The 23,691-nt window shown below is 35.0% G+C and carries 19 protein-coding genes; 9 read left to right on the top strand and 10 right to left on the bottom strand.

The features are described 5' to 3' along the window. Window positions 1-14: 14 nt before the first annotated feature. The 6 genes from ACFOW1_RS11700 to ACFOW1_RS11675 form a co-directional block, all read right to left on the bottom strand. Window positions 15-1,286: a DUF58 domain-containing protein gene (locus tag ACFOW1_RS11700; RefSeq protein ID WP_379014466.1), complete on the bottom strand. Its 1,272-nt coding sequence runs from the start codon at window positions 1,284-1,286 to the stop codon at window positions 15-17. Window positions 1,287-1,470: 184 nt separating this feature from the next. Next, a complete protein-coding gene (locus tag ACFOW1_RS11695) occupies window positions 1,471-2,433 on the bottom strand; it encodes an AAA family ATPase (RefSeq protein WP_379014465.1) in 963 nt (320 codons plus the stop codon). Between the two features lie 57 nt (window positions 2,434-2,490). Then, window positions 2,491-3,681 (bottom strand): DUF4350 domain-containing protein, encoded by a 1,191-nt coding sequence (locus ACFOW1_RS11690; RefSeq protein WP_379014463.1) that lies wholly within the window; start codon window positions 3,679-3,681, stop codon window positions 2,491-2,493. Further along, window positions 3,678-4,298 carry a DUF4129 domain-containing protein gene (locus tag ACFOW1_RS11685; RefSeq protein WP_379014462.1) on the bottom strand — a complete coding sequence of 207 codons (621 nt, stop codon included), beginning with the start codon at window positions 4,296-4,298 and terminating at the stop codon, window positions 3,678-3,680. Before ACFOW1_RS11685 ends, ACFOW1_RS11690 begins: the two co-directional genes overlap by 4 nt. A gap of 94 nt (window positions 4,299-4,392) precedes the next feature. After that, window positions 4,393-5,271 (bottom strand): hypothetical protein, encoded by an 879-nt coding sequence (locus ACFOW1_RS11680; protein ID WP_379014461.1) that lies wholly within the window; start codon window positions 5,269-5,271, stop codon window positions 4,393-4,395. Next, window positions 5,238-6,269: a stage II sporulation protein M gene (locus ACFOW1_RS11675; RefSeq protein ID WP_379014460.1), complete on the bottom strand. Its 1,032-nt coding sequence runs from the start codon at window positions 6,267-6,269 to the stop codon at window positions 5,238-5,240. Before ACFOW1_RS11675 ends, ACFOW1_RS11680 begins: the two co-directional genes overlap by 34 nt. Before the next feature lie 87 nt (window positions 6,270-6,356). Between ACFOW1_RS11675 and ACFOW1_RS11670 the strand changes: the two genes are divergently transcribed. The 3 genes from ACFOW1_RS11670 (at window position 6,357) to porQ (ending at window position 9,031) form a co-directional block, all read left to right on the top strand. After that, complete coding sequence (locus ACFOW1_RS11670; RefSeq protein ID WP_379014459.1) at window positions 6,357-7,079, top strand: RDD family protein; 723 nt, start codon at window positions 6,357-6,359, stop codon at window positions 7,077-7,079. A 228-nt stretch (window positions 7,080-7,307) separates the two neighbouring features. Next, window positions 7,308-7,979, top strand: coding sequence for a hypothetical protein (locus ACFOW1_RS11665; RefSeq protein ID WP_379014458.1), 672 nt, complete (start codon window positions 7,308-7,310; stop codon window positions 7,977-7,979). A gap of 29 nt (window positions 7,980-8,008) precedes the next feature. Beyond that, window positions 8,009-9,031, top strand: a complete 1,023-nt coding sequence (gene porQ / locus ACFOW1_RS11660) for a type IX secretion system protein PorQ (RefSeq protein WP_379014457.1) — start codon at window positions 8,009-8,011, stop codon at window positions 9,029-9,031. A 96-nt stretch (window positions 9,032-9,127) separates the two neighbouring features. Here porQ and ACFOW1_RS11655 read toward each other — a convergent pair whose 3' ends face one another. Beyond that, complete coding sequence (locus ACFOW1_RS11655; protein WP_379014456.1) at window positions 9,128-11,635, bottom strand: TonB-dependent receptor; 2,508 nt, start codon at window positions 11,633-11,635, stop codon at window positions 9,128-9,130. A 129-nt stretch (window positions 11,636-11,764) separates the two neighbouring features. Here ACFOW1_RS11655 and ACFOW1_RS11650 point away from each other — a divergent pair, with 129 nt between their 5' ends. After that, window positions 11,765-12,922: a T9SS type A sorting domain-containing protein gene (locus ACFOW1_RS11650; RefSeq protein WP_379014455.1), complete on the top strand. Its 1,158-nt coding sequence runs from the start codon at window positions 11,765-11,767 to the stop codon at window positions 12,920-12,922. A 72-nt stretch (window positions 12,923-12,994) separates the two neighbouring features. On the opposite strand, the gene rpe is transcribed toward ACFOW1_RS11650, so the two are convergent. Together rpe and ACFOW1_RS11640 are read right to left on the bottom strand one after the other, a co-directional pair. Then, window positions 12,995-13,642 carry a ribulose-phosphate 3-epimerase gene (gene rpe, locus ACFOW1_RS11645; protein ID WP_379014454.1) on the bottom strand — a complete coding sequence of 216 codons (648 nt, stop codon included), beginning with the start codon at window positions 13,640-13,642 and terminating at the stop codon, window positions 12,995-12,997. 70 nt (window positions 13,643-13,712) lie between these two features. Continuing rightward, complete coding sequence (locus ACFOW1_RS11640) at window positions 13,713-14,510, bottom strand: tetratricopeptide repeat protein (protein ID WP_379014452.1); 798 nt, start codon at window positions 14,508-14,510, stop codon at window positions 13,713-13,715. A 396-nt stretch (window positions 14,511-14,906) separates the two neighbouring features. On the opposite strand from ACFOW1_RS11640, the gene ACFOW1_RS11635 reads away from it, so the two are divergent. Further along, complete coding sequence (locus ACFOW1_RS11635) at window positions 14,907-15,380, top strand: hypothetical protein (RefSeq protein WP_379014451.1); 474 nt, start codon at window positions 14,907-14,909, stop codon at window positions 15,378-15,380. Between the two features lie 42 nt (window positions 15,381-15,422). On the opposite strand, the gene ACFOW1_RS11630 is transcribed toward ACFOW1_RS11635, so the two are convergent. Continuing rightward, window positions 15,423-17,129 (bottom strand): ABC transporter substrate-binding protein, encoded by a 1,707-nt coding sequence (locus tag ACFOW1_RS11630; protein WP_379014450.1) that lies wholly within the window; start codon window positions 17,127-17,129, stop codon window positions 15,423-15,425. A 26-nt stretch (window positions 17,130-17,155) separates the two neighbouring features. Here ACFOW1_RS11630 and ACFOW1_RS11625 point away from each other — a divergent pair, with 26 nt between their 5' ends. The 4 genes from ACFOW1_RS11625 (at window position 17,156) to ACFOW1_RS11610 (ending at window position 23,688) form a co-directional block, all read left to right on the top strand. After that, a complete protein-coding gene (locus tag ACFOW1_RS11625; RefSeq protein WP_379014448.1) occupies window positions 17,156-19,009 on the top strand; it encodes a M1 family metallopeptidase in 1,854 nt (617 codons plus the stop codon). Window positions 19,010-19,123: 114 nt separating this feature from the next. Beyond that, window positions 19,124-20,623: a lipopolysaccharide biosynthesis protein gene (locus ACFOW1_RS11620; protein ID WP_379014447.1), complete on the top strand. Its 1,500-nt coding sequence runs from the start codon at window positions 19,124-19,126 to the stop codon at window positions 20,621-20,623. A gap of 115 nt (window positions 20,624-20,738) precedes the next feature. Further along, window positions 20,739-22,829 carry a polyphosphate kinase 1 gene (gene ppk1, locus ACFOW1_RS11615; protein ID WP_379014445.1) on the top strand — a complete coding sequence of 697 codons (2,091 nt, stop codon included), beginning with the start codon at window positions 20,739-20,741 and terminating at the stop codon, window positions 22,827-22,829. After that, window positions 22,810-23,688 carry a Ppx/GppA phosphatase family protein gene (locus ACFOW1_RS11610; RefSeq protein WP_379014444.1) on the top strand — a complete coding sequence of 293 codons (879 nt, stop codon included), beginning with the start codon at window positions 22,810-22,812 and terminating at the stop codon, window positions 23,686-23,688. The genes ppk1 and ACFOW1_RS11610 overlap by 20 nt, the downstream gene beginning before the upstream one ends. Window positions 23,689-23,691: the final 3 nt, after the last annotated feature.

Here is a 23,691-nt window from a genome sequence, read left to right as displayed (position 1 = left end):
CAAGACAAAAGAAATTATATCAAATTCCTAGCCTTAATTTCTAGGTATTTATTAAGCGTATTTACAGTGAGATGTTTAGGCGCCGTTAAGATACTCATAATGCCATGCTTGTTTAGTTCTTTTACAATCTGGCGTTTTTCAAAAGCAAACTGTTCGGCAATGGCTTTGGTGTAAACCGCTTCAATATTTTCTGCCGGTTTTGAAATCACACGGTCTAGTTCTGTATTCTCGAAAAAAACGGTTACCAACAAATGCTGACTCGCAATTTTTCTCAAAAAAGGTAGCTGACGTTTCAAGCCACTTAGGCTTTCAAAATTGGTAAACAACACCACCAAACTACGCTGTGTTACCTTGCTTTTAAGGGTGATGTAGAGCCTTTCAAAATCGGTTTCTAAATACCTTGTTTTTTGGTTGTATAACGTTTCTAAAATGGTTTGCATTTGTAGTAAACGCTTATCGGCTTTTACAAATGCGCCTATGCCTTCGGCAAATGTTACCAAGCCCGCTTTGTCTTGTTTCATCAATGCTACATTGCTCAATACCAACGATGCATTGATAGAATAATCTAACAAACTCAAACCTTCGAAAGGCATTTTCATTACACGACCTTTGTCTATCACACAATAAATTTGTTGGCTTTTTTCGTCGCTATAAGTATTTACCATTAATTGCCCGCTCTTAGCTGTGGCTTTCCAGTTCAGTGTACGGTAATCATCGCCTTGTACATATTCTTTAATCTGTTCAAATTCCATACTATGCCCAAAGCGGCGAATCTTTTTTACACCAGCTTCGCTTAAGCGATTACTAATCGCCATAATTTGATACTTGCGCAATTGCAAATAAGATGGATATACAGCTACTTCAACGGGTTCATCAAGCGTAAATCTGCGGGTAAAAAAATAAATGGGTGAAGCTGCAAACACACGAATATTGCCAAAGCTATATGCCCCACGCTTTACAGGGCGCAATTGGTAGGTTATAAGCTTTTGCGCATTCGCATCCATATTTAAGGCAAACAACAAATCTCTTCTTTGAAACTGGTGTGGAATTTCATCAATCACTTCAAGGCTTGTAGCAAAGCCATAGCGGTTTTCAATGTCTATTCTCACTTCATTATCATCGCCATTACTAAAACGCTCAGCCATAGTTCGCTTTGCCCAAATGGCGTTGCTTTTGCCAAACAATAGCACATAATCCATCACACAAATCAACAAAAAGCCAAGAAACGCAAGCATTGGGATATCACCTAGCCAAGCCACAAAAAAACGGGTTAGAAATAATAGCATACACAAGAGTATTGCCACATAAAAGCGGGTACTCAAGTATAGCGGAGAGAGATATTTTTTAATCACAGGTTTAAATGATTGACATGACTGAATGATGAAAGCATTACTAATTTGAAATTTGAAATTTGGTCAACCGATATAGACTTACACAACAACATCTCAAATCACAAATCGCAAATCGCATCTATCTTGGTACTTCTACCTTCTTCATCAACTCTTCAATAACTTGTTTAGGTGTACTGCCTTCCATTTCTTTTTCAGGCGTTAAAATAATACGATGGCACAATACAGGATATAGTACTTTGGTTACATCATCTGGCGTTACAAAATCTCTACCAGCCATCGCAGCTATTGCTTTTGCAGCCTTTAAAACCGCAACACTTGCACGTGGCGAAGCGCCCAAAAACAGCGACTTACTTGTACGTGTTGCTTGTATTAATTGGGCAATAAAATGCAATACTTTTTCTTCAATATGCACTTGACCAACAAGACTTCTGTAGTACTGAATATCGGATGCATTTAACACTGAAAATACCGCATTGGTAAAATGTGTTGTAATGCCTTTATTCGCATTTTGAAGTATCAAAATCTCCTCTTCCAATGCGGGATAACCCACTTCTATTTTAAACAAAAATCTATCTAGTTGTGCTTCAGGCAAACGATACGTACCTTCTTGCTCTACAGGGTTTTGCGTAGCCAATACCATAAATGGCTCTTGCAAAAAGTAGGTAATACCGTCATTGCTTATTTGGCGTTCTTCCATTACTTCAAATAAAGCCGCTTGGGTTTTAGCAGGCGAACGATTGATTTCGTCTATTAATACAATATTGCTAAAAATAGGACCTTGCTTATAATTAAAACTACCCGATTGTGGATTGAACACATTAGTACCCAATACATCACTGGGCATTAAATCTGGCGTAAATTGAATGCGGCTAAAAGGCACATTAATACAACGAGCTACCAACTTTGCAGCCAATGTTTTGGCTACGCCCGGTACACCTTCAATCAATACGTGGCCTTCGGCTAAAATGGCTGTGAGCAATAACTCTACCATCTGATCTTGACCGACTAATACTTTGGCAATTTCTGCTTTTACAGCAGCCATTGCTTGCTGTATTGGTGTTGTGTCTATGTTATTTTCCATACTTATAATTACGATGTCTGTTTATTAAAATGATATTTGTTGTTTAAAAATGTATTGCTAACTAGCTTTGGCTTCTCTGTAAAAATGATCAATGCTGTTGCTTATTTCTAATAGCATTTTATCGCTCACAGTATTGGTTTCTACAACGCTTACATAATGAATAAGATTCTCAATATGCCCTGTACCAACACCGCTTTTCTTTACCAATAGTTGTACAAAATCGTCGTTAAGTGATGATGTTGATATTTGAAACCGCTGCCGCACAAAATCTAACCAATGTTGTAGTTTTTTATGAGCAATGGCTTTATTATCTTTTTGATGAAAATATATACCTGCAATGGTTTTTACAAAGTCAAGTGTGGCATTTTGTAATGGCGTAATAATGGGTATAATACGTTGTTTGCGTTTAATGTTGAATAACACATACAATAACATTGCAACGATAGCAAGCCACAAAGCCCAACGCAGGTATTCGTTTTCTAAAAATACGCGTAACGGTGTGGTAGCCCCTGCCCTACCAAGCTTGTAATACTCATCCCAAATTACCGTAGTTACAGAAGCTGGCACAAAACTTAAAGCAGTAGCTGTGTAAGCGGCGTTGCCATCTTTGGCGATAAAATAATTACTAAACACTAGCGGAGTAGCATGTACGAAAAAAGCACCTTTCCCACAGTTTACTTTTATAAAATTGGCTTTGCCTTTATCGTTTGTACCCAACACCACAGTGCTGTCTGGCCTTTTGATACTATCGAAATAATTATTTACAATCGCCTTGCTAGATGTATAATTTTTTGCTGCTTTTATAGATGGGCTTACAAAATTGATAGCGCTAGAATTTTTACTATTAAAGGTATAAAGGTCAGTCATTGAAATACCTAAAGTGTCTCTTAATTTCTTGCTTAACTCGTTGGCTGATATAAATAAATAGTTACCATCTTCTACAAATTGGCAAGCTGCAGCAATGTCTAAAGTATCAGTACCAAGTTCGGGTGAAATTGCGAAGTAAGCCGTTTTCTCAAATGATTCATCATACAATTTATTGTACAAAGGGTCTCTACTTATTGTAACGGTAGCTTTAGGAAATAGTTGCTGCAATTGATGATATACTATGTAGGCGCCAAAAGGATTTTTGTCTTTTTGGCTAAGAGTAACCGTCCAATCGAGTGGCTTTGGTTTGTAAATCTGTGCTAGTATGTACAATACCAACAACAACACAGATACTATGACAGAGAATTTATAGCTTTTCACGACTGTATTTGTTGTTGAAATTGAATAAATGATTGTTGCACGTCGTGAAATTGCTCATTTGTAATAGTTGTTTCACCATACCATACTCTATCGAAATAATTGGTAAGCTGTATAAAACTAGTTTGCTGCTCGTTACCTGCTAATTCTTGTACATAAATAGCATTGGTTTTATTAATGCGCCAATCTATTAACCCCCTATCAGTTAATTGTTTCAGCGTTTGTAAATACAATAATCGCACGGCTAAGCGGTAATTAGCATTAGCTATCGCTTTATCAATAGCAGTTTTAAAATCTAGCTCGTGAATATTTTCTTCATCTATTTGATATGCGAAAGCGGTGTCGCCATTTTTACTAAAAAAACCAGATTTATTTGCACCAGTAAATTTGTACACAAAAAAGCCTAATACGCATAACGCAATAGCAGGCAGCCCCCACTTAAAAAACTGTTTGCCACCTTTGGTTGAGAATAATAGGTCAATAAATTTCCAAAATTTTCGCCACATTCTATCCCACCAGGTTTCGGTTTGTAGCGGCATTTCTTCGTAAATAAAAGCGCTATCATTTTTATAGATAGAATCATTAAAAGGTCTTATGGCTACCGTACTCGAGTCTAGCACTAAAGGTTTTTGGTTGGCTTTGGCTAACTGACTTAGTAAAATAAAAAAAATCAACAAAGAAAAATATTTCAGCACTTGGTATTATTATGATGAATTAATACTGCTCCTCAATTGCATTGTCTTGATTGCTTCCCAGACTGTCGATACGTTCAAGTAAGCCACTACCATCTAGGCGTTCTACAAGATTGTAATAATTGAAAGCTACAGATACCGCAAAAATGACATAGAAAATATGAGTGAAAATATTGAGTGTACCAGTAACAATACCAGTTACCGCAGCAATATCTTTGGTAGTTAAATAAGAAATACCGCCTGCAAAAAGACTTACTACAATGCCTACAATACCAGCTGAAATGCTGTAAATGAGATAACTAACAAAATAAATGCCCAGCGCCTCCCAATAATTATCTCTAATTAAACTAAAACATCTACTAAATCCATCAGTGAAAGACACTTCTTCTACCACATAAATCATGGTAAACGGCGCAAATACTACTACGAAATAAAAGAAAGGTACAATGCAGAAAAAGACACTCACAATAGTGATAATACCATAAATAATTGAATAGAAAAAAATAGGTACAATAAAGCGTATTGTGGCTTTCCAAACTTCTTCGATGGTAGGCGATACTTTTCCATTTTGTGCATATAGCTTAAAATAAACAGCTATCACAATATGCATTATGACATAGCTGAGCGTACTTAAAAAAATTATCAGAAAATAGTTCAAATTAAATATATCGCCAAAGCCTCTTTGTTGATAATCGAGGCCTTTAAATATGCGCATGAAACCAACCATCGAATCTCGTTGGTAGATACCGCCTATTACGCTACTTAATACAATAAATATCCCACAAATGGCTATATAGCAGCCAAAAAGTGGCTTAAATTCTTGCTTAATAAATTGAAAAGTATCGTTGATGTTATCACTGAAATTTCTCAGTTTTCTAAGTTCCATTTTTTGACCATCCATGCGTTAAAGTTTTTTTGGTTTGAGGTTTCTGGGCTGTTGACAGCAGTTGTATTTATTTTTTTATGTAATTGTATAGGATATATTACAAAATACCAAATAATAAATGTCAATGACGCCCCCAAAATCAATAAGCTCGTCCAAACAGGCATATTGCTATAACGGGTTACAAACCCTTCAAAAAAAGCGGCAACGATAAATAGTGGCACTAAACCTACTACTATTTTAAGTCCATCTTTTCCGCCGCGCAATAAACTTTCTGTTCTTGTATATGTACCAGGAAACAAAAAACTATTCCCCATAATTAATCCCGCTGCACCAGCAATAATAATGCTCCACAATTCTAATGTACCATGTATAAATACTACTAATATGAATTTAGTTCCTAGGCCTTTGGCAATAAACATATATTGAAAAGCCCCCAACATTATTCCGTTACTAAATAACATCCAAACGCTACCTACCGAAAAGCAAATGCCTAACACATATGTAAATAGAGATACTTTAATATTGTTACTCGCAATTTGCACAAACATCGAAAACTGGCTACCGCCTTTATACACGCCAAATGGATCACCTTTCTCAATATTATCTAATGTCATGTTCACATAGCCATCACCAAGGATTAGCCTGATAAAACTATCATCGTATTTTGCACTTAAAGCACCCATTAAACTAAATACCACAAAAAACAAAAAAGCGTATAAAAACTGCTTATGATAGTATTTAAACAAATATGGTAACTCAAACTGCCAAAACCACCAAACACGGCCCTTTTTCTCTTTTTTATTTTTATAAATTTCTACGTGAAATTTGGCGGCTAAACCATTGAGATAGCGTGTGGTATTACTTTTTGGATAAAAAGTTTTGGCATAGCTTAAATCGTCGGTTAATTCTACAAATTGTTTAGCCAACTCATCTGCAGAAAGATGTCTTTTTACATCTTCTTCAAATTGCTTCCATTTGTCAGCATTTTGTTTTAAAAAAACCGCTTCTCTCATCAAAAAAATATTAACACCTTAAAAATAATGCTTGTTGATATATGATTGCTGAATAAATTGATATTTATTTGTGACAAGTTAATTTTTATGAGCAAAATTTCGATACTTACTCCACAAAATATTGAATTAGAGTACGACTTAGCAAGTTTAGGAGACAGAATTGTGGCCGCAATTATTGATCGATTAATACTAATAGCTTATGGAATTATTATATTAGTAATAGCTACACAAGCCAATTTTAGTGGCGATATTATGCAGTTATTCATTTTCGTTATTAGCTTACCCATAATATTTTATTCGTTACTGAGTGAGGTATTTATGAATGGTCAAACGATTGGAAAACGCGTCATGAAAATAAAAGTGATTAGCATTAATGGCAACCAACCTACATTCTCGCAATACCTCCTGCGTTGGCTATTTAGAATTATAGACTTATGGATGACCGGTAGTATTTTAGGCATTATAATGATTGCTGTAAACGAAAAGCGGCAGCGTCTTGGCGATATCGTTGCTGGCACAACATTGATAAAAACAACGCCTCGCACTAGTATTAATGACACGTTGTATGTGCCAGTTGCGGAAACAAATTACAAAGCCACTTATCCTGAAGTTATTAATTTAAAAGATAGCGATATACAGCTAGTGAAAGAAGTCATCATGAATGTTCATAAAAGTGGCAATACGTTATTAGCTTATCAAACAATGCAAAAAATAGAAACGGTGTTAAACATCAAAAGCCAACACGAACCACTAACTTTTTTATATGCCGTTCTAAGCGATTATAATCATTTGTCAATTATCGCCAGTTAGCATTCTAAATGCTTCTGAATCAATAAAAGTAGTAATTTGTTTAACAATTGCTGCTTTTTTTTGTTTTATTGTGTATGTTCACATTTTTTTTCATAAAAATATTTTTCCACAAACACAATAAGTAGTATTTTTACTACAAACCCTATTGATTTTACTAAGTGTAGATTGTTTCTCCATCCAATTTCTCTAAGAAAACCGTTTTAAACACCTTAAAAGAAGTGTCTAATTATGAAACGAGTTTTACTTACAAACACATTTATTTTCATATCGTTACTATCAACGATATCTTGTTTAGCATTTTATACACCCGATCCATCTAAAAAAAGTGAGAATAAGAAGTCAGGTCATTATTTTAATGATTTGGCAGAAATTGATGCCGCTTCTACTGTATACTTACATAGAAATTATGTGTACACCTACGATGAGGCAATTAGCACTAGAAAGCGATTAGAAAAATTAGTAGAAGCTGAGCCGCAATCTTTAAGTATTCGTTGGGCATTAATGCGCTATTATATTAGTGCGTCTAATTTTGTTGGTGGTTGCGATGCAAAAGCCATTGAGCAAGCTAGATGCATTTATGGTACTGATAATTATATTGGTTGTCTTGCTTATGAGTTGGTTTACAACAGACTTAAGAAATTTGACAAGGCAGAATTTTGGTACAAGAGATCTATTGTGGCTGCACAAATGCGTGATAAAGACGATTTTGAGTGGAAAGATATTGTATATAATAAAACCGCACAAACTGATGTAAAAGTGGTAGGTGCTTTTAATAATAATACTTCTAACCAATTGTACGAAAATAACGATGCAACATACAGCCGTAAGGTGGCATCAAAAACTAAAATAAATAGCTATAAAATTATTGTAGACGATAGAACAACAATTGAAAGACAATAATTAATAATAGCAGTATCTTCATCGCACTAATGAAGCATACTTTACAACTTATATTTCTCCTTTTCTTAAGCAGCATTATCACAGCACAAACAGTGGGTGGTAATGCTGCTTTTAGTTTTATGGGCTTGTCAAATGCAGCGCAAGTATCTGCTCTAGGTGGTGTAAATGTATCTGCAATGAGCAATGATGTAAGTTATAGCTTCAATAATCCTGCGCTTTTACGAAAAGAACAACAGCAACAAACAAATGCAAGTTTTAATAATTTTTTGGCTGGTATAAAAAATTATAGTCTAACTACTGCTTTTTATGCCGAAAAACCTGCCATCACTTGGGGTATTGGTATTAATTATTTGAGCTATGGCAGTATCGCCCAAACAGATGCTATAGGTAATGTTTACGGCACGTTTATACCTAACGATTATGTGGCGCAAGTAATGGTTTCAAAACAATACAAAGAGCGTTTTTGGCTTGGTGCATCCTTAAAATACATTAGCAGCAATTATGGGATCTATAAAAGCAACGCTGTTGCCACCGACATTGGTGTCTCTTACTTAGATTCAAGTAATTATTTACAAATAAGTTTGGTTGCAAAAAATATTGGTACCCAATTACAGAATTACACTGGCACTTCTACAAAAGAAGAGTTACCATTTGATATTCAGCTCGGTATTACAAAACGATTGGCAAAAGCGCCTATACAATTTTCATTAACAGGACATCATTTACAACAACTAGTTATCACTTATAACGATAGTACTTTTAATGCAAATGAAGGTAATATGCAACAAGTTAAAACACTTGATAAAATTTTATCGCATTTAGTATTTGCTTCGCAAATATTTTTAGGTGATAAACTTGAACTTGCTATTGGCTACAACTTTTTAAGAGCTAAAGATTTAAGTGCCTATGGCCTCACAAACTCGCTAAATGGTTTTAGTATGGGTGTAGGTATTAAGTTTAAAAAATTGCAAATTAATTATGGTACAGGCTTCTACCAACGTAATTTATTTCATCAAATAGGCCTCAATTTTAATTGGAAAGGTGAGCTTTAGCTCGGGATAAGGCATTTAATAATTTGAAATTCTAGCCTTGTATTTTGCAAATTCTTTCAATGTATTATTTCCAATAATATTGTATAATTTCACTTTCTAAAATCTTGCAATTAATTTCAAGTTGATTAATCTTGGTGTTAATCTATTAGGTATAGTAAAAATATTATTCTGGAAATCTTTAATTAACAAATAGCTAATAGTATTAGCACGATCAATAATATTAAAAACTTCAACGCTAGCCCAGATGCTCGTAAAATTTTTAAAAGGCGAATGGCTGCGTTTTGCAGCTTTTTCACCATCTAATAACAAAGCACTAAAACCCATATCAACCCTTATATAAGGTTCGATGGTTAACGCATTGCGATATTTTACACTGTTAGGGATATTATAGGGCAAATTGCTGCCATATAAAGCATTCATGTAAAACTTTAGGTTTTTATTCGTGCTCATATAGTCTTGAAAAAATAAGCCAAATGTTATCAACCTGTCAGTTGGTCTACGCACATATCCTACATTGGTTCTTATGCTATCAGCAATAACTTGATCGGTACTAGAGGCTGTGATAATTTCGCCAGCTGCATTTTTATATTGTTCGTAAAAAAAGTTATCAATCTTTTCTTTAGTATTCATCAAACCAATACTTACCCAACTTTCCGCATCTTTTACTAGCTCGCCGTAGAGTCTTGTTTCAACACCAACAGCATAAGCTTTTGCACTGTTTTCACCAAAATACCGTATACGTACATTATCTACATCATAAGGCACAACATCGGTCATATTTTTATAATAGGCTTCGGTGGTTAATCGTGCTGGCCTTTGAAACAATTTAAAATTATAATCTAAACCAGCGCTAACTTGCCAGCTTTTTTGTGCCTTTAAACTAGTGTTAACAGTACCATCATATCTACGCATTTCTCGGTAAAACGGTGGCTGGTCATAAATACCAGCAGATGCTTTCAATATTATATCTTTCTGCCATTTCTTTGGCTTAAGTGAGATACCCATTCTTGGCGAAACCAAAAATTCATTATTTAAAGTATTGTAGTTGTACCTAGCGCCTACTTGAAGTATTACATCTGAAGAATCTTTAAACTGGATATTATCTTGGATATAACCGCTAAAACGTGTTACGTTCAAATCGCTTTTACCTTTTAATACACTATATAATTGCAAGCTAGAAGGATTATAAGGCAACGAATAACCAGCACTGTCGCTATACTGCCATTCGTTTAATTTATCTGAAATTACTTGTTGTTCTATGGTATTACCCCATTGCAAGAAATGCTTGCCTTTATCTAAACTACCTTTATGTGACGCATTCCAAACATCAATGTTCAAACTATTTCTTCCATAATTTAAAAATACACCCGCACCTAAAGGATTTACAATTAAACCATACGATGCTTGGCTTTTATCAAAATCTCTTTCGCCGAATAAATAAGCTGCAGTTATGTCTTTATTTTCTTCTTCAGTATCATTAAACCTGCTCAACATCCACTTTAACTTCAGGTTTTTTCTTGGCTGAAACGTTGCAGATAAGCCAACAAAATTGGTAGCGTATTTATCTTTTTCTTGTCCTTGAAAATAAATGTCTAAGCCAAGATTAGCCGAAAAAACATTAGAAAAAACAGACGATGTGAGCTTACTTGATTCAGGGTATAACGTAAACTTTGTAGCCGACACATTTGCCAACACTTCAAGCAGCCATTTTTCGCTGGCTTGGTAGGTAATTAAACCTTGTAAATCGGAAGAGGAAGGGATATAATTTCCTTTGGTTTCTTGGCTACTTAAAAGGTTGCGCGTACTTCTATTTCTCACACCAAAATTGTAGGTAACTTTACCTTTTGCTCCAACCCCTTCTAAGTGCAAACCTTGCTCTAGCAAACCAACATAGGCACTCCCAGAAAAATCTTTTGGCTTTTTATAAGTAATATCTAACACACTACTCATTTTATCACCGTATTTCGCTTGATATCCACCGTTGTAAAACTTTACATTGCCTGTCATTTCTGGGTTAATAAAACTTAAGCCCTCTTGCTGACCGCTGCTTACCAAATAAGGTCTAAATACTTCAAAATCATTAACATAAATCAAGTTTTCATCATAACTTCCTCCACGCACAGAATACTGGCTTGTTAGCTCATTATTACTACCTACAAATACTTTTATCAAACTTTCAATACCGCCAAGTGGCGAAGGGTTTACTAAGCTTTTTTGAGCATCAATAGACACTGTACCAGATTCACCTCTTTTCGCCCTATCATCTTTTACCGTTACTTCTTGTAATTGCGCTCCGGACGAAGGTTCAAGTTTTATAAAAACGCTTTCTTGTTGACCGATATTGAGTAAAAAATTTTTTTGAGCAGATTGATAACCTGCAAAGGAAAACACTAAAGCAAATGGCTTTTTTGCTGGTACATCTATCTTAAATTCCCCATTTTTATCCGTAATCGTTCCCTTTTGCTTATTTAACATCTGTATCGAAACACTTTGTAAAGGCTGATCATTTTCGTCAACCACTTTGCCAGAAACTTTTGCTTTCTGCTGTGCAAATGATTGAGAAACAGTTAATAATGATATTATAATAGAAAAAATAATACGCATGTGTTTTCAATTAATGATGGTTTGAAGATAAGGGATATAACAATTTAGTGTATAAAAAACGATGATATCTGCATTTTATTTATATTTGTACAGTTAAAACAACATTTTTTTTAGTCAAAAAAAACAATTATGAAGAAATTATTTACATCGGTTTTATTAACCACTTTTATTGTCAACGCTTTTTCGCAAACTTATTGGGATTTTAGTTCTACTACGCCAGCAAATGTGCCAGCAAATATTACAGTTAGCAATATCTCGTCTAGTAATAACTACGGCACAGTTACTACATTTTTAGCAGCAACTTCTATATCGTCTGGTTATGCTGGTGCTAGTGGTGGAAACAATGCAGGCTTGGCCTCTTATGCAGTTGCTGGCTCTAACACGAGTTTAGATGTAACTTTAACAGGTACTGCAACTGCTACTAATAAAAGTAATGCGTATTTAGAATTTACTATTACACCTACCTCCAATTATGAAGTAAGCATCACTGGTATTTCCTTTGGTGCTCGTTCTACAGGTACTGGCCCACAAGCTTTTGCCATAAGAAGCAGTAAAGATGGATATACCACCAACATTGCAAGTGGCACAATTCCAATTACATCTAACTGGACACTTATTACACCTACTGTTACTGCCATAGCAACCAAAGCCGCAATTACAGTTAGAATATATACATACAATGGCATTGGTAATGCTATTTCAGGAACACCCAATATTCGTTTTGATGACTTGATTGTTACTACAAGCACCGTTTTACCGGTAACACTCAAATCAATCTCAGCTTCATTAATCAACAACCAACCACAAATTAATTGGGAAACTTCTAATGAAACTAATTTTGACTATTTCGTGGTTGAGAAAAGCTTCGATGCCAAAAATTTTGTTGAAATTGGAAGCGTTATTTCTAATAAAGCAAACAATGGCAGTGCTTACCAATATGCAGATATTAGCAAAACATTAAACACACAATTTTATAGATTAAAAATGGTAGATAAAGATGGTACATTTAGATACAGTAGTGTTCATACAGTTAATGCTCATCCAAGCGTTAGCCTAGCTTTATATCCAAATCCAGTCACTAATACAATCATCTTGTCCCACCCAAAAGCAATTGCAAACGCTGCAATAACTATTATAAGTATTGAAGGTAAAATTGTAACCGTACAAAATGTACAAGTTGGTGCTACACAGACTAGTATTGACGCAACTAGGCTTATAAAAGGCAATTATGTTATAAGTTTTGAAAACAATGGTATTATTTCTACAACACAATTAGTGAAACAATAATTCAAAACACGATACATGTAAAGTCAGCTTTTAAAGCTGGCTTTTTTTGTTGCTATAATTTTGAAGTAAAAATTAACTATTTTTCAGTGCAGCTATCGTTTCTAAAGGGTTTACAGCATTAAATACCGTACTACCTGCTACTAATACATCAGCACCAGCTTGTACAATTGCGCTTGCATTTTCAAGTGTTACGCCACCATCAATTTCTATTAGAGTGGATAATCCTTTTTGGATAATCATTTGCTTCAGTAAACGCACTTTTTCAAGTGTTTGCGGAATAAAATGTTGACCTCCAAATCCTGGATTCACGCTCATTATTAGTACCATATCCACATCTTGCAAAATATTTTCTAAAAGACCTATCGCTGTGTGTGGATTTAACGCTACACCAGCCTTCATACCAAGGTTTTTTATTTGTTGAATATTTCTGTGGAGATGTGTGCATGCTTCATAATGCACTGTTAATATATCAGCACCAGCCTGCTTAAACGCTTCAGCATATTTTTCTGGCTCTTCAATCATTAAATGTACGTCCAATACTTTGGTCGTCGCTTTTCGCAACTGTTGAATAATTGGTAAGCCGAAGCTGATATTGGGCACAAAACGTCCATCCATTACGTCTAAATGAAACCAATCTGCTTCGCTAGCGTTCAGCATATTAGCTTCGTCTTGTAATCGTAAAAAATTACTGGCTAATAAGGATGGTGCAACTATTGGCATATTTGAAGTTTAATTTGTTATTATTTAGTAGAAGATGAAACCTTTTCAAATAAAAAATATTTTATAATTATTATTTCAACCTCTTAATCGCATCAGCAGCTTGCTGTAAAGTTTTATCTAGTGCTAAGGCTTGTTGATACAACTCTAGAGCTTTTGGCTTATTGGCCTTTGCTTCAAAACATTTGCCTTGCCAATAGTAGGCGTCAGCATACGTACTATTAATGGCAGCTACTTTCAAAAAAACGGCTATCGCCTCATCAAATTTTTTATCATCAAAATAGGTAAACCCTTTTTCCATATAAGCATCTATGAACGTATAATTACTAACGATACTTTTATCAAAATAACCCACAGCCTGTTGGCGTTTGCCTGTTCTCGAATAATAAACGCCTCTAAAAAAATTGGTATAACTATCATATTCTCGGCCCATTCTCAAATCATCTAGTTCATCGCAAAGGGTTAAAGCCGCCGCATTTTTTGTTTCTGCAAAAAGATTAATTACTGCTAATAAACCATCTGGCGCTCTATAAATTTTAAGGGCTGTTTGATAACTAGCAATTGCTTTTGCCGTATCGCCAGCGTGTTCATAGATTTTACCAAGTTTAAACCAAAGACCATAGTTGCCTTTTTCTTTAAGAATTAAACTATCCATTTGTGAGATGGCAGTATTGTAGTCGCCAACACTATCTAATGCATCTACATAATTAAAACGCAAACCAATACTATCGCTATTTTCAGCTACAGCTTTAGCCATTTTTTTTATGAAAGCGGCATCTTTAGTAGGCTTACCATTATTGGCAGATTCGTTATTCTTACACCCAAATGCAAGTATTAAAGAAATTACGATACAAATATTTACTATACGCATACAACAAAAATAATTGCTCTTACTGTTAATGGGAGTGTTTTTTCTATTTTCTTAAAACCATTAGAACCTTTTGACGTTTTATAAACAGGCAAAATCAACATTATTTATAAGTTCTTTTCTGTTTATGAACATTAAGTAAAATACTAATAACAAGCCTAAAAAAGTCAGTAGTTAATAAACGATATTTAATCTAAAATGAAAAATGTGCCATTTGGAAAAAATAGAACTAACAACGATACAATTGCCAGCAATGTATTTATTAAATTGGGTTTCTCATAAAAATTAAAACAATATATGGAAATGTAACAATTGATACTTATTATTGCAAAGCATTGTAATCGGTAATCTTCCCATAGAAACTAAAGCTTGAATTAACTTAATTTTAAAATTATACATATGTACGCAGGATTATTGGGTTTACACAGTCTACTAAGATGGTTATTAATCATTTTTCTAGTAATCAACATTATTCGTGTAAATGTAGAAGCAGGTGAAGATTTTGACAGCACAGACAAAAAATGGAGTTTGCGTTTACTTATTGCTGCGCATATCAATCTTTTAATCGGTTTATATCAATATTTTAGTGATAAGCTTCCCAAAGTAATGATTGAACATTTTACGACTGGCGACATTATGAAAAGAGCCGATTTACGCTTTTGGATTATTGAGCATCCACTTTGTATGATTTTATCAATCACGTTAATCACTATTTCACACGTAAAATCTAAGAAACCTGGTAACGCATTGAAAAAGCATAGACTTATGTCTTGGTTATATATCCTTGCATTGGTTATTATGATTGCAGGCATTCCTTGGCCATTTAGAGGAGAAGACATTGCTCGTCCTTGGTTTAGAGGCTTATACCAGTAAAATATAAAAAACGCACCTTTATTAGGGTGCGTTTTTTATGGCTCAATACGTGATTGATACATGTCTCAATTCTAATAAATTCAGTGCATTTGGGTAAAAGCCGTGCACTTTTTTATTGACTAAATGTATTACCATATCGTACCAAATAGGTACTACTGGTGCATCGTTAATAACTATTTGATCCATTTGCCTGTAAAGGCTGTAACGTAAGCTATCATTGGTTTCTAGCAAAGCTGCTTCGTATAATTTATCAAACACTGGGTTTTTATAGTTCGTATAGTTAGGCGGTGCAGGATTTTTACTGTAAAACATAGCCATATAGTTTTCTGCATCAGGATAATCAGCTATCCAACTACCTCTAAAAAATAAGGCTTGGCTTTTAGCTGTTTGCTCTAACAACAAACTTTTTTGTATCGTTTCAACCTGCACTTTTATACCAACTTCTTCGCATTGCTTTGCAATAAAACTACCAATATCAGCATAAGTAGCTATGGTTAATAATTTTATGAGTGGTAAATTTTCGCCATTAGCAAAGCCAGCATCTTTCAGTAATTCTTTGGCTTTTAACGGATTAAAATGGTAGCCTTTTACCAATTCGGTATTACGCGACGGCAAGCCACCTGGCACAAAACCTGCTTCGGCAGCAATGCCAATGCTATTGCGCATATACATCATTAATTGTGGTCGGTTAATGGCGTAGTTGATGGCCTGTCTAATAGCTTTTATTTTAGTAGGTGAACCTTTTACAAGCGGATTATTTTCATCTACCAAAAAGCCCAAATATTCCGTATTTAAATAAGGATTTTTATGCATCGTCAGCTTATCTACCCACGATGGTCTCAACTCACCTTTCTTGGTTAAAATCTCATCTTTAAACGATGGATCAATATCGTTAATAAAGCTCAATTCTTCTTGCTGAAACTTTAAAAACTCTGTGCCTTTATTATCAAAAAAAGTCACTTTTACTGCATCTAAATAGGGCAAACGTTTACCACTACTATCTTTTTCCCAATATTGCTCATTTTTATGCAGTATTAGGGCTTGTCCTTCATCCCAACTTTCAAATTGAAAAGGCCCAGTACCACAGGGATGTCTGCGAAAATCTTTACCATATTTTTCTACCGCTTCGTGTGGCACAATACTGCAATACTGCGTAGTAAGTATGCCTAATATTGGTTGAAACGGTCGCAACAGTTTTACCACCACAGTACTATCATTTGGTGCAGCAAAAGGTTGCACGCTATCTACCCGATTATTAAAAATCCATGCACCACTGCTAGCGGTATTTTTATCCAATATTCTACCAAGACTATACACCACATCATTGGCCACCATGCGCCTGCCTTTGCCACCTATAAAGCAATCGCTATTATGAAAATACACATCGTTTCTTAGGTGAAATGTGTAAGTCAGCCTATCATTACTCACCTCCCAACTTTTAGCCACTGATGGTACGATATGTAAAGCAGTATCAATTTCTACGAGTGTATTATAGACTTGATGCACCGCCCACATAATCGACTGGTTTTTGGCAAATGCAGGATCCAGCGTTGCAATACCAGTACTTTCGTTGTAGGTAAATACAGTTTTGTTAGCAGTTTTTTTATCACTGCAAGAGAAGAATGAAACACAAAGGCACAACGATACCATTGCTAGTTTCAAGTTACCAGTTGCTAGTAAGTTGTAACTAGTGACTAATAACTTGAAACAAGCAACTTGCTGCTTAAAACTTAAAATTCTTACTTTCATCCCCCCGAATATCTTACTTTTAAAACATGAATACAAAGAATAAAAATTTGTTGACCAGCAGTAGTAGTGCTATTAATCTTTCATTGCGTCGCACACTTGTACGTTCAGTATTGCTATTTAGCTTCAGTTTAGTTGGTTTTACACAGCTTGCTACCGCACAGTTGATGGCAAAAAAAGAAACCTTTACCCATGCAGATACTCTACGTGGCAGCCTAAACCCAAACAGAGATTGGTGGGATGTTTTGCGCTACGACATTACCGTAGAGCCAGATTTTGAGAAGAAAACTATTGAGGGAAAATGTGTGATTAAATATAAACTAGTTAAGCCTAATAGACCTACTAGTAAAAAAATTTACTATTTAATGCAAATAGATTTGCAAGAACCATTAATTATTGACAGTGTATTAGCCTATTTCGCAACCAAAACTTATGTAAGTAAGCCAAATGATGGTAACATTTACCTGAAAAATTACTTCAACAAGGTGCCATTTACACAAACTAAAAATGTATGCATGGTTGATTTAAATTCTGCGTACGATTCTTATTTCGGTGATTCAATTACCATCTACTACCACGGCAAACCCAAAGAAGCCATTCGTCCACCTTGGGATGGTGGTTGGATTTGGCGCAAAGATGCCAAAGGCAATCCTTGGATGAGTGTAGCTTGTCAAGGTTTAGGCGCAAGTGCTTGGTATCCTTGCAAAGATTATCAAGGCGATGAACCTGATAATGGCGCATCTCTAACCATGATAGTACCTGATACTTTGATGGCAGTTGCTAATGGCAGATTAATACAAGGCAATGAGGCAGAAAGGCAAAGAGGCAATGAGGTATCTCAAATCTCAAATCTCAAATCGTATACATGGGAGGTAAAAAATCCTATCAACAATTACCTCATTATTCCTAGCATCGGTAAGTATGTGAACTTTACCGATACCTTAATGGGCGAAAAAGGTAAGCTAGACCTAAGCTATTGGGTATTGGATTACAATCTTGAAAAAGCCAAAGAACAATTCAAACAAGCCAAGCTCATGTTGCGTGCATTTGAGTATTGGTTTGGTCCCTACCCTTTTTACGAAGACAGCTACAAGCTAGTAGAATCGCCACATTTAGGCATGGAACACCAAAGCGCTACAGCCTATGGCAACAAGTTTGGCAATGGCTATTTGGGTAGAGATTTAAGTGGTAGTGGTTGGGGTTTAAAATGGGATTATATTATTGTACATGAAAGCGGTCATGAATGGTTTGCCAATAATATTACCACCAACGATATTGCCGATATGTGGGTGCACGAAGGTTTTACAGACTATAGCGAAACCTTATTTACCGAGTATTATTATGGCAAAGAAGCAGGCAACGATTATAACTATGGTCAGCGCAAAGGCATTCAAAACACCGAGACAATTATTGGTCCTTATGGCGTAAACAAAGAAGGTAGTGGCGATATGTATCCGAAAGGTGCTAATTTGCTACACACCATTCGCCATTCAATCAATAACGACAGTTTATTTAGGCAAATACTACGTGGCCTAAATAAAGATTTTTACCACAAAACAGTTACTACACAACAAGTAGAAAATTATATCAGTAAAAAATCAGGTATTAATTTTCAAAAAACATTCGATCAATATTTGCGCAATATCAAAATACCGCAGCTAAATTATATGATAGATACTACTAAAGCTACCGTTACTGTAAACTGGACTAATTGTATAGATGGTTTCGATATGCCAATTACTATCATGCCTACCAACAAACATTTAAAAATTACTACCAAGCAACAAAGCTTTCATCTTACAAATGCAGAACTAGCGTGGTTTAATACAACCAATATTGAAAGACAGTTTTACATCAATGTAGCGCAACTTGATAGCAAATAATAAATTGATAAAGGGCTTCAATCCAAACCAAAATATTACAATGTGTAGTTAATTTTTAAATTACTCGTAGATGTTTGCAATGATATTTTTATCTATGCAGCGTTAATTCAATTTATGGCTACCATTAGAAAACAAGCAATTATTTCAGGCATCATCTTATACACTGGCTTTGCAGTTGGGGCTATAAATATGTATTTATTCACGAGGCTCTTTACAACGGATGAATATGGTTTAACAAGGGCTTTTATGGATTTTGGCCAAAGTGCATTTGCTTTTGGTAGCCTTGGTGCAGTAACAGTGCTGTATAAATTTTACCCATATTATAAAGACAATCTTCCTGATAATAAAAATGACTTACTTACCTGGACGCTCTGTGCTTCAATTTTGGGCTTCACACTTGTAACGCTTGGCGGGATTGTCTTTCAGCCATTTGTAGTATTAAAGTTTAGTCATAATTCCCCACTTTTTTTAGCATTTTACTATTGGGTATTCCCTTTTGGATTAGGCATTTTATTGTTTGGAATTTTAGAGGCCTTTTCTTTGTCACTTAAAAATGCAGTTGCACCTACTTTTTTAAAAGAGCTGGTTTTAAGGCTTTTGACTTCCGTAATAATTGCAATATATTACTTCAAATTAATTAATTTTTCTGTATTTATTTACTTATTTGCTTTTACCTATTTAGCCATTGCCATCTGCCTAATAATTTATTTAGCTAGACAAAACAAGTTTTACATCACTTTTAAAATTAGTCATGTAAGCAAAAAATTTTATAAGAAAATGCTTGCAATGCAAAGCCTCTACTATTCTGGCGTTATTATAACTGTTCTAAAAGAATCGATTGATGGGATTATTATTACAGCATTACTAGGATTAAGTTCCACTGGCGTTTTTGCTTTAGCTCAATATTTGGCTAGTTTAGTACAAGCGCCGCAGCGTAGTCTAGTAAATGTTAGTATTGGCGCTATCTCTCAAGCATGGAAAGATAAAAATGTAGAAGAAGTAAGTAGAATATACAGTAGAAGTTGTATCAATATGATGATAATGAGCTTTTTTATCTATGGCAATGTGGTTTTAAATACGGTTGATACTATTAAAGTTCTCCATATTCCTGAAAGCTTTTTAGCAGGTTATAAAGTAATGATTATATTAGGCTTAATGCGTATTATTGATGCTGGTACAGGTGTCAATAACGTGGTAATTTTAACTTCCAATCGCTGGAAATTCGACTTTTTTAGTGGTATTATTTTAATGATTTTAATGATTCCGAGTAGCTATTTTTTAATAAAACAATATGGCATCATCGGTTCTGCATACGCACAACTATTATCATTCACGATTTACAATGCCATCCGGTTTGAGTTTATACGCAGAGTATTTAAAATGCAGCCATTTAATAGCAAAACTTTGTATAGCATTTTATTGTCAATTGCTGCGTTTGTATTGGCTTATTTGATAGGTACTCATCTAAATGGTTGGATTGCTATTTTTGCGAGAGGCATCATCTTTTCTGGTTTAATGATTACTGGTGTTTTTGCTTTAAAATTAACGCCAGACGCTCATCAATTATTAGAGAAATGGCTGCTGAAAACGAACAAAAAAGATAACATATCATAAACGAATTCTCAGAATACATTTTTTAAAATATCATTTGAACCATTCCATCAGTAATCAAAACATAACATTTTGCCAATAAGCCACTTGTTATATTTGAACCAACAAGGCATTAATTATGAGTAAACAGGCATTAATACAAAGAGATATTAGTTGGCTAAGTTTTAACGCAAGGGTATTGCAAGAGGCCAATGACCCCACCGTTCCTCTCAAAGAACGCATTAGATTTTTAGGTATTTTTTCGAATAACAGTGATGAATTTTTTCGTGTTCGTGTAGCAGCTTTAAAACGCATGGTTGAGTATGCTGAGAAAAGAAAGCGACTTAATATGCATATGGAAAGCGATCCCCAAGCCATTTTAGATCAAATACAAACCACGGTTCTTAGCCAACAAAATGAGTTTAACCGGATTTGGGATGGCATCACCAAAGAGCTTAAAAAAGAAAAGATTTTTTTGGTAGACGAAAACCATTTAACCAAAACACAGCAAGATTTTGTAAAAACCTTTTTCGATGAACAAGTACGCAGCAATGTTATCCCTCTGATGGTAGAAGGGTTAGCACAAATGCCATACATTAGAGATAAAAGTATCTATTTGGGGGTAGTTATGCGCAAAAAAAATAATGCCTATCAGCAAAAATATTCACTGATAGAAATACCCGCAAAAGCTGTTGGGCGATTTGTCATTTTACCTTCTAAAGCCGATGAAAAGCATATCATTTTATTGGAAGATGTTATTCGCTTCAACTTACCAAATATATTTTCGTACTTTGATTACGATCATTTTGAAGCGCACGTTTTTAAAGTAACTAAAGACGCAGAAATTGACATAGACCAAGACCTGAGTACCACTTTTGTGGAAAAAATAGAAAAAGGTTTGAAAAACCGCCGAAAAGGAAAACCAGTACGTTTTGTGTACGATAAAGAAATGGATGCTGGTTTATTAGAATATCTCATTCGTCGTTTAAACCTATCTAGAAAAAGTAATATCATACCAGGTGGGCGTATTCACAACTTTAGGCATTTCATGGACTTTCCTGATGTGTTTTCTAGCCATGACGAACACAGAATACCTTTTACGCATCCCGATCTACAAAACACCATGCGTGTTACCGATGTCATTTTAAAAAAGGATGTGATGCTACATTTCCCTTATCAATCCTACAATAGTGTGATTGATTTGCTACGTGAAGCAGCTATGGATCCGTTTGTAACTTCTATCAAAATTACGGCTTATCGTTTAGCTTCTAATTCTAAAATTATTAATGCATTGGTCAATGCTGCGCGCAATGGTAAGCAAGTGGTGGTAATGCTTGAACTTAAAGCAAGATTTGACGAAGAAGCTAATCTTGAATGGAAAAATGTATTGGAAGATGAGGGCGTAAAAGTGCTGCTAGGTGTACCCAAACAAAAAATTCATGCGAAGCTTTGTATCATCAAAAAAAGGGTTGGCACAAGAACAATTCAGTATGGCTTTGTAAGTACGGGTAACTTAAACGAAAAAACTGCAAGAGTTTATGGCGACCATTGTTTGCTTACAGCCAATCGAAATATAATGGCTGATATCAACCGCATATTCTATTATCTCGAAAACTGGCAAACAGGTATACATCACCTTAAACTTTGCAAAACTTTGCTGGTATGCCCTACCAATATGCGCAAGCAACTAGAAGCTTTAATTAACATAGAAATTAAAAATGCGAAAGCCAAAAAAGATGCTGAAATAACTGTAAAAGTCAACTCATTAAGTGATGCAACATTGATTAACAAACTATACGAAGCGGCTACTGCAGGTGTAAAAATTAACCTCATTATTCGTAGTATTTTTTGTGCGGTAATGGAAAATAAAAAGTTTAAACATCCTGTAAAAGCTATCAGTATTGTAGACGAATATTTAGAACATGCAAGGGTGCTTATTTTTCACAATGGCGGAAAAGAAAAAGTGTTTATTTCTTCAGCCGATTGGATGGTAAGAAATTTAGACCATCGTGTTGAGGCCGCTCTACCAATTTTAGATACTACCATAAAGCAAGAAATAAAAGATATCATTAACATACAATTGAAAGATAACGTAAAGGCAAGAACCCTAAACAATGAACTGAGCAATAACTATGTATCTTACGCCGGCAAAAAGGTACGTTCCCAAATAGAAACCTACCATTATCTATACCAAAAAACAGAAAAACAAATTGAGGCTAGCAGCAATTGATATTGGTAGTAACGCAGCAAGATTATTAATTACAGAAGTAGTTGAAACCAATACTGGTAAACCACAATTTAATAAGATTAATTTGGTACGCGTGCCGCTACGCTTGGGCTTTGATGTGTTTGAGTTGGGCGAAATAAGTAAGGGTCGTAGGCAAATGATTATGGAAACGATGAAAGCCTACGCACACCTAATGAAAGCCTATGAGGTAGAACATTTTAGAGCCTGCGCTACTAGTGCGATGCGTGATGCTAAAAACAGCGCCGACATTATTAGAAAGGTAAAGCTCGAGACAGGCATAGAAATAGAAATCATCAGTGGCGATAAAGAAGCAACTATGATTAACCAAAGCCACATTGCAGAAGGGCTTGATAAAAATCACAATTACTTATATATAGACGTAGGTGGTGGTAGTACAGAACTTACTTTTTTTTGCGATGGCAAAATGAAATATCGCGAAAGTTTTAACATTGGCACTATTCGTTTGTTAAAACAACAAATACACGATACTGTTTGGGATGAAATGCGTGACCACTTAAAGCAAAACACAAAATCTAGTTTGCCCATCTGCGCTATTGGTAGCGGTGGTAATATCAATAAGGTTTTTTCGCTAAGCAAAAAGAAAGAAGGCAAGCCACTCACACTGCAGCTATTAAAAGATTATCACAAAGAATTTAGCAACTATAGTGTAGAAGAATTAATACGCATTTATAAGCTACGTGAAGACCGTGCAGACGTAATTGTACCTGCTTTGCTCATCTATATAAATGTGATGAAATGGGCTGATATTGAAGAAATATATGTACCAAAAATTGGTTTGGCAGATGGTTTGGTGCAAAGTTTATATGAAGAATTGAAATAAAAT

This window comes from Parasediminibacterium paludis (assembly GCF_042651445.1).
In the GTDB taxonomy this organism is placed as follows: Bacteria; Bacteroidota; Bacteroidia; order Chitinophagales; family Chitinophagaceae; genus Parasediminibacterium; species Parasediminibacterium paludis.
The sequence above is the reverse complement of the archived record's forward strand: the minus strand, read 5'-3'. Positions and strand labels throughout refer to the sequence as shown.